5 protein-coding genes are annotated in these 8,265 nt (G+C 41.5%); all 5 read right to left on the bottom strand.

Features of this window, described 5'->3' with window-relative positions:
* Nucleotides 1-399: 399 nt before the first annotated feature.
* Complete coding sequence (locus tag QR40_RS24615) at nt 400-1,329, bottom strand: class II fructose-bisphosphate aldolase (RefSeq protein ID WP_027295407.1); 930 nt, start codon at nt 1,327-1,329, stop codon at nt 400-402.
* Nucleotides 1,330-1,481: 152 nt separating this feature from the next.
* A complete protein-coding gene (locus tag QR40_RS24610) occupies nt 1,482-2,210 on the bottom strand; it encodes a type 1 glutamine amidotransferase (RefSeq protein ID WP_044297202.1) in 729 nt (242 codons plus the stop codon).
* 43 nt (nt 2,211-2,253) lie between these two features.
* Entirely contained in the window at nt 2,254-3,588 is a 1,335-nt protein-coding gene (locus QR40_RS24605) for a MurT ligase domain-containing protein (protein WP_044297201.1), read from the bottom strand.
* A gap of 35 nt (nt 3,589-3,623) precedes the next feature.
* The gene (gene gyrA / locus QR40_RS24600; protein WP_044289577.1) at nt 3,624-6,305 is read right to left on the bottom strand and encodes a DNA gyrase subunit A; all 2,682 of its coding nucleotides are present in this window, start codon (nt 6,303-6,305) and stop codon (nt 3,624-3,626) included.
* Between the two features lie 13 nt (nt 6,306-6,318).
* Entirely contained in the window at nt 6,319-8,244 is a 1,926-nt protein-coding gene (gene gyrB, locus QR40_RS24595) for a DNA topoisomerase (ATP-hydrolyzing) subunit B (RefSeq protein WP_044297200.1), read from the bottom strand.
* Nucleotides 8,245-8,265 lie beyond the last annotated feature (21 nt).

Genomic DNA, 8,265 nt, shown 5'->3' with positions numbered 1-8,265 from the left:
AAATAAATCATTTTTATTAATTCAATAAAAAAGCATTATTTAAAACTTTCTAGCAATAGATTGACCTTCTCTTAAATAAATATTTTTTACACATACCTTTTGGACTATTTGTGTATATACACAATAATGTATAATATTCTAATTTTTTTCTAATAACGGATTTTTACAAAATAAAAGATACACCGGAGAAGATTACTATTCTAAAATCTCCTCTGGTGTATCCTTTGTTTGATCTTTACTATAATATTTTATTTGTACTTTATTATTATTACACTAATATCGCCGCAAATAAGTTTTCTTTTATTTTATATCTACGCGTATAATCAAATTCAACCAAAACGCGTTTTAAAATTCTATCTTACAGCAATTGATTACAATTTGTACAATAGTGTTCCAACTTTATTTTTTATATTGCGCCATTACTTCTTTCACTACCTGTTCAATCAGCGCATGAATATCTGCTTTATTACTATAGACCTGTCCCACAGACCCGAACAATTCCATTTTCTTTCGGACCTCCATCTTAACTGCCTGCACCGCTGCAGGCACCAGGTCTATAATCCCTTTTTCCATATACTCAAATGCCCGGAACTCTGCTTCTACAGCTGCAATATTAATGTCCGTAAATATATTAACCTTGCTGATTCCGCAATTAATTGCCTTCTTAAAATCTTCATCCTTCAGTCCCGAACCGCCATGCAGCACCAGGGGAACATCAATGGTATTCGCAATTGTTTTAATACGTTCAAAATCCAGTTTTGGAGGAAGCTTATAGGCACCATGCGCCGTTCCTACGGCAATTGCCAGAGCATCTACTCCTGTCTTATCTACAAAATCTTTAGCCTGTGCCGGATCTGTATAGAATTTACTCGGGTCCTCCATGTGGGAACTGCCTTCATGTGAGCCCTCATTATCTCCTACATGTCCCAGTTCACCTTCAATAGTAGCTCCGTAAGAGTGGGCAATATCCGCCATTTCTCTCACCTTCTCTACATTTTCATCATAACTGTCCGTAGAGCAGTCATACATAATCGATGAAAATCCCAGATCTAAAGCTTTCAGACAGGCATCTTTTGTCAGTCCATGATCAAAATGGATGACAACAGGCACTTTTGCCTTTTTAGCCATAGGAATTAAAAAATATGACAACTCTTCCATTGGACCATAAGGAAGCAGAACCTCTGCGGTCCCCATAATAACCGGAGATCCTGTCTCTTCAGCCGCTGCAATAATCCCCCTTGCCAACTCCAGCGTAACTGCATTGAACAAACCAACTGCATATTTGCCCTTTTTTGCCGGATACAATACATCATTTAAGTTTGCTAACATTTTACCCTCTCCTATTCCTGATGCGCATTACATCGTTATTGTAAAACCTTTTTATTAATTATAGATTAAAAACAACAGAAAGTCAAACAAAAAGTAACAAAACAAAGAAAAAACAGGACTGTTTTCAAACAGTCCTGTCAAAATCCCAATTGTTAATTTCCTCTTTTTGCAAACCGGTTTACAATATACTGATTTGCTTCCATTTCCTGCGTATCATCCAACGGCTCCAACTCTACAATTTCCCCATATCTGCGTTCCAGTGCCCTGGATATGAGGTAGTCACAAAGTTTGGGATTCTTGGGCAGCAGCGGACCATGCAGATAAGTGCCGATCACATTTTTATAAATCACGCCTTCGTATCCCGTCTCTCCGTTATTTCCGGATCCATAGAGTACTTTACCCAAAGGCTTGTTTTTATTGATAAATGTCCTGCCTCCATGATTTTCAAATCCCACAATCGGAGTATCGAACAATTCACTTTTAATAACAATATTCTGAATAAGGCGGTCCCTGCCCTGCTCTGTATGCAGGTCTACCAGTCCCAGCCCCTCTATATTCCCGGAATCCGTCATATAATAATTGCCCAGAAGCTGGTATCCGCCGCAGATTGCAATTACTACGCCGTTATCTTCTACATAATTCTTAAAATCGCTGCGGATCGTTTTCAGCTTTTCACATACCAGCATCTGCTCCCGGTCGGAACCTCCGCCCAGAAGGACGATATCCAGCCTGGAAAAATCGATCTCATCTTCAAGCTGATATTCAATTGTCTCTGCTTCAATTCCACGCCATTCACAGCGTTTCATCATGCATTGGATATTACCTCTGTCCCCGTAGAGATTCAACAAATCCGGATAAAGATGTCCAATAATGATCTTCATGCTTTCCTCCCAATGAATAGCGTAAGCAAGCTTGCACTATATTCTAACCTTGTTCCAGCTTCTTCAAAATATTGCGGGTACTGTAAAGCGCCGTATAGTTAACCAGCACATACAGATTGCCTGTCCCATTCTTTATTCGTTCCTGAATCGCTTTTTCTACATCCGGTTCCAGCGCAGATGGAATATCCACGTATTTCAACCTCAGCCTCATATCCTGGCAGCGGATGCCGCTCACTGTAATGGAGTTGACATCTGCATCCTTAAACCGGTCAAAATCCACGTCCCAGAGCCATGAGATATCGATGCCGTCCTGGTCATTATCATTGATCAGAATAATCACATCTTTTTTTGTCTCATCTTCCATGACCGCTGATATATTCTGATTAAACCCTGCCGGGTTCTTCGCCAGGTTCAGCATAATATGCGTTCCGTCAATCTCAAATTGCTCCATACGGCCATTTTGAGGGTTGAACCTATATAAGACATCATTGAAGTGTTTTAAATCCATTTCTGCGGTTCTGGCGGCCGTATACGCGGCTAAAATATTGTAGATGTTATAGAATCCTCTGTAGTTGGCAGTTATATGCCTGCCTTCCACATCAAAAGCCAGTTTTCCGCCTGCGTATATATTGGATGCATCAAAATCCGGATCCGGTCGTTTAAATCCACAGGATGGGCATTCATAATCTCCAAGCTGGCTGTAATGGTAAAAGTGGTAAACCAGCTTTTCTCCGCATTTTTTACAGAATCTTCCTTCCCTGATCTCATTGACACTGGATTCTTCGAAAACCTGTTCACTGATTCCGTAAGTCACATAAGAGTTACCGCTTTCCATAGCCAGGTATGCCGACAGGGCATCATCTGCATTTACGATAACAGTCATGTCCGGTGCCATGTGCATGGCATCTTTCAGCAGATTCATGGTAATATCAATTTCTCCATACCGGTCCAGCTGATCACGGAACAGGTTGGTAAGAACCATATAATCCGGTTTAAAGTGAGGTAAAATCCGCACGGTAGATGCTTCATCTATCTCAATGCAGGCATAGTCAGCATCCAGATGTCCGTTCATACCTGCCGAAAGTACAAAAGCCGAGACTACACCATTTAACATATTTGAGCCCGTATGATTGCAGACTACTTTTTTCTTTTCTGCCTCAATGGCAGAACACAGCAGATTATTTGTTGTTGTTTTCCCATTGGTTCCGCAGACAACAAATACTTTTTCCCTTACCTCACCTGCCAGCTCTGTCAAAATCTTAGGGTCCAGCTTCAGGGCTATCTGCCCTGCAAGCGTAACTCCCTGTTTTCCGGTTAACCTGCATGCAAATCCAATAAACTTTGCACTCCAGACTGCAAGCAATCTGCGTATATTCATAATGTGCCTCCAATTACTAAAAAGAGTACTGCTTATTACTCGTCCTGTCCATCCTGTAATTCTTCTTCAGAACCGTTCTCATGCGCTTCCTGCTCTTCTTTTTCCTTTTCTTCTAATGCACGCTCTACCAGACTGTCAATTGAAGAATCAGATGCTTCTGCCTCCTCTTCCGGAGCTGTATCACCTGCTGTTACAACTTCACCATCCAAAGATTCTTCTTCCAGCAATTCTTCTTCCAGAGATTTCAGCATATCTTCTTCCGTCTGGTTAGAACTTTCCCTTACCTTTGCAATGCTGGCAACCATAATGTCATTATCCACATCCATGTTAATCAGCTTCACGCCGGAAGTTACGCGTCCCAGAACAGAAATGTCACCGCACATCATACGGATTACAATACCTTCTGTACTGATTATCATAATCTCATTTTCTTTATTAACGGCCTTAACACCGATAACATTACCTGTTTTTTCCATGATCTTATAGCACTTCACACCTTTACCGCCTCTGTTCTGTGCCGTAAATTCATTCATATGGGTAAGCTTGCCCATACCTTTTTCAGAAACAATCATCAGGTATTCACCCTGGGTATTCAGCTGCATTCCAATTACTTCATCTCCGTGGGACAGGCTCATTCCGATAACACCCATAGAAGTTCTTCCGGTGCTTCTTACATCTGTCTCATGGAAACGGATACACTGTCCGTATTTCGTAACAAGAATAATATCTTTCTCGTTATTTGTAGTTTTAACCTCAATCAGTTCATCCTCTTCACGAAGACTGATCGCAGCAAGTCCTGTTTTTCTGACATTTGCATAATCCCTGATCGGTGTCTTTTTCACAATACCGTTCTTAGTTGCCATAAACAGATATCTGCCCGCCTTATATTCCTTAATCGGGATCATAGCGGTAATCTTCTCTCCAGGCGCCAGCTGCAGTAGGTTAATAATAGCCGTACCTCTTGCGGTTCTGCTGGATTCCGGAATTTCATAAGCTTTCAGACGGTATACTTTTCCGGTATTCGTAAAGAACATCAGATAGTGATGGGTAGACGTCATCAGCAGATCCTCGATATAATCATCATCGATGGTCTGCATTCCCTTAATCCCTTTCCCGCCTCTGTTCTGGCTCTTAAAGTTATCGATGGTCATACGTTTAATATAACCCAATTTTGTCATTGCTATCACGACATTTGTTCTTGGAATAAGGTCTTCCATCGAGATATCAAATTCGTCAAAACCAATAGAAGTCCTTCTCTCATCCCCAAACTTATCGCGAATGATAATAATTTCCTCCCGGATTACTCCAAGCAGGAGGTTTCTGTCAGCCAGGATAGACTTTAAGTAAGTAATACGTTCCATTAATTCCTTGAATTCATTTTCCAGCTTTTCTCTTTCCAGACCTGTCAGAGCACGCAGCCTCATATCTACGATAGCCTGCGCCTGCACATCTGATAAACCAAATCGCTCAATTAATCCTTCTTTTGCAATCTGAGCATTCTTTGATGCACGGATAATACGGATTACCTCATCAATATTGTCAAGAGCAATCAGTAATCCCTGTAAAATATGGGCACGTTCTTCTGCCTTATTCAGTTCATACTGGGTTCTTCTGGTAACGACTTCTTCCTGGTGCTGGATATAGTAGTGCAGCATCTGAAGGATGTTCATAACCTTTGGCTCATTATTTACAAGTGCAAGCATAATTACACCGAAAGTATCCTGCAGCTGTGTATGCTTGTATAATTGATTCAGAAGAACATTGGCATTCACATCACGGCGAAGCTCAATGTTAATACGCATACCTTCCCTGTTTGACTCATCGGTAATATTTGTAATACCGTCAACTTTTTTATCTCTGACCAGATCAGCAATTTTCTCAATTAATCTTGCTTTATTTACCATGTACGGTAATTCACTAACAATGATTCTGCTCTTACCATTTGGCATAGATTCGATATCGGTAACTGCCCGGACGCGGATTTTTCCCCGTCCAGTCCGATAAGCTTCTTCTATTCCCTTTGTACCCAGAATCTGGGCTCCCGTAGGAAAGTCCGGACCTTTTACAATTTCCAGTATTTCATCAATTTCCGTATCGCGGCTCTCTTCAATGCGGTTGTCAATCATTTTGATTACTGCATTTACAATCTCTTTCAGATTGTGAGGCGGAATATTGGTAGCCATACCAACGGCGATACCTGAGGTTCCATTTACCAGAAGATTGGGATATCTGGCAGGAAGAACCGCCGGTTCTCTCTCTGTCTCGTCAAAGTTCGGTACAAAATCTACCGTATTTTTATTAATATCAGCCAGCATTTCCATGGAAATCTTGCTGAGACGTGCTTCTGTATAACGCATGGCAGCTGCGCCGTCACCGTCCACGGAACCAAAGTTCCCATGACCGTCAACCAGCGGATAACGGGTAGACCATTCCTGTTCCATATTTACCAATGCCCCATAGATAGAGCTGTCACCATGAGGGTGATACTTACCCATGGTATCACCGACAATACGCGCACATTTTCTATGCGGCTTGTCAGGACCATTATTTAATTCGATCATAGAATACAGAACTCTACGCTGAACAGGCTTTAACCCGTCTCTTACATCAGGAAGTGCACGGGCGGCAATAACGCTCATGGCATAGTCGATGTAGGATTTCTCCATTGTTTTCTTTAGATCAACATCATGTACCTTATCAAAAATATTGTCTTCCAACGACTTTCTCCTCCTAAATGTCCAGATTTTCTACATATTTAGCATTTTCTTCAATAAATTCACGACGCGGCTCTACCTGGTCTCCCATTAAGGTCGTAAAGGTAATATCCAGTTCCGACGATGCTTCTTCATCCATCGTAACCCGGAGTAAAATCCTGCTCTCCGGATCCATAGTTGTCTCCCAGAGCTGTTCCGCATCCATTTCTCCAAGTCCTTTGTAACGCTGTATCTTATTACTCTGGTCTCTGCCGACTTCTGTCAAAATTGAATTTAATTCTTCATCGCTGTAAGCATACCACACTTTTTTGTTTTTCTCCAGCTTATAAAGTGGCGGCTGTGCCAGATACACATGTCCCTCTTTAATCAGATCAGGCATAAAACGATACATAAAGGTTAATAATAACGTACTGATATGGGCACCGTCAACATCGGCATCGGTCATAATAATAATTTTATGGTATCTCAGTTTCGATATATCAAAATCATCGTGGATACCTGTACCAAACGCTGTAATCATCGCTTTAATTTCAGCGTTTGCATAAATTTTATCCAGTCTTGCCTTTTCCACGTTCAGTATTTTTCCACGCAGGGGAAGAATTGCCTGGGTACTTCTGCTTCTTGCCGTTTTTGCAGAACCACCCGCGGAATCTCCCTCGACAATGTAGATTTCACAGTTTTTCGGATCCTTATCCGAGCAATCCGCCAGTTTACCCGGAAGAGACATTCCGTCAAGGGCTGATTTTCTTCTTGTTAAATCACGGGCTTTTCTTGCCGCATCCCTTGCTCTCTGAGCCATAATTGATTTTTCCAGAATCATCTTCGCGATCTGAGGATGCTGTTCCAGGTAAATCATAAGCTGTTCAGAAACCACATTATCTACAGCTCCTCTTGCTTCACTGTTTCCAAGTTTCTGTTTCGTCTGTCCTTCAAACTGCGGATCCCCAATCTTAATACTGATAATTGCCGTGATACCTTCTCTGATATCCTCACCAACCAAAGACTCACTGTCCTTAATCAGTTTATTGGTTCTTGCATAATCATTAAATGTTTTGGTAAGCGCACTCTTAAATCCAGTCAGATGGGTACCGCCTTCCGGAGTAGTAATGTTATTTACAAAACTGTATGCCCCTTCCGTATAACCGTCATTATGCTGCATCGCGACTTCTACATACACATCATCCCTGGTGCCTTCACAATAAATTATATCCGGGTAGAGCGGATTTTTACCCTTGTTCAGATAAGAAACAAATTCCTTGATTCCGCCTTCGTAGTGGAAAATCTTCTCCACCGGCTCCTCGTTTCTCTCATCTCTTAAGATAATCCTGATATTCTTTGTCAGGAATGCCATTTCCCGAAGTCTCTGCTTCAGTGTATTAAAATCATAAACCGTTTCTTCGAAAATTTCTTTATCCGGAAGGAAGGTTACCATGGTTCCTGTCTTATCCGGGTCACATTCTCCGATCACTTTTAGTTTATATACAACTTTACCTCTTTCATAACGCTGTCTGTAGATCTTACCCTCACTGTAGATTGTAACCTCCAGATTTTCCGACAAAGCATTAACGACAGAAGCACCTACCCCGTGAAGACCACCGGATACTTTATAGCCGCCGCCGCCGAATTTACCACCTGCATGAAGAATCGTAAATACTACTTCTACTGCCGGAAGTCCTGATTTATGATTGATTCCTACCGGGATACCGCGGCCATTATCGATTACCGTTATGGAATTGTCTTTATTAATGGTCACCTGAATTGTGTCGCAGTATCCTGCAAGTGCTTCATCCACTGCATTATCTACAATTTCATATACCAGATGGTGAAGTCCGCGGATCGATGTACTTCCAATGTACATACCAGGTCTTTTCCGGACTGCTTCCAACCCCTCTAAAATTTGTATTTGATCTGCGCCATATTCTGAATTTAATTCTGTACCCATAAGAATCCTCCTGTTTTCGCT

The organism is Robinsoniella peoriensis (genome assembly GCF_000797495.1).
GTDB classification, from domain to species: Bacteria; Bacillota; Clostridia; order Lachnospirales; family Lachnospiraceae; genus Robinsoniella; species Robinsoniella peoriensis.
Note: the sequence above shows the minus strand (reverse complement) of the source record. Positions and strands in the feature narration are given on the sequence as shown.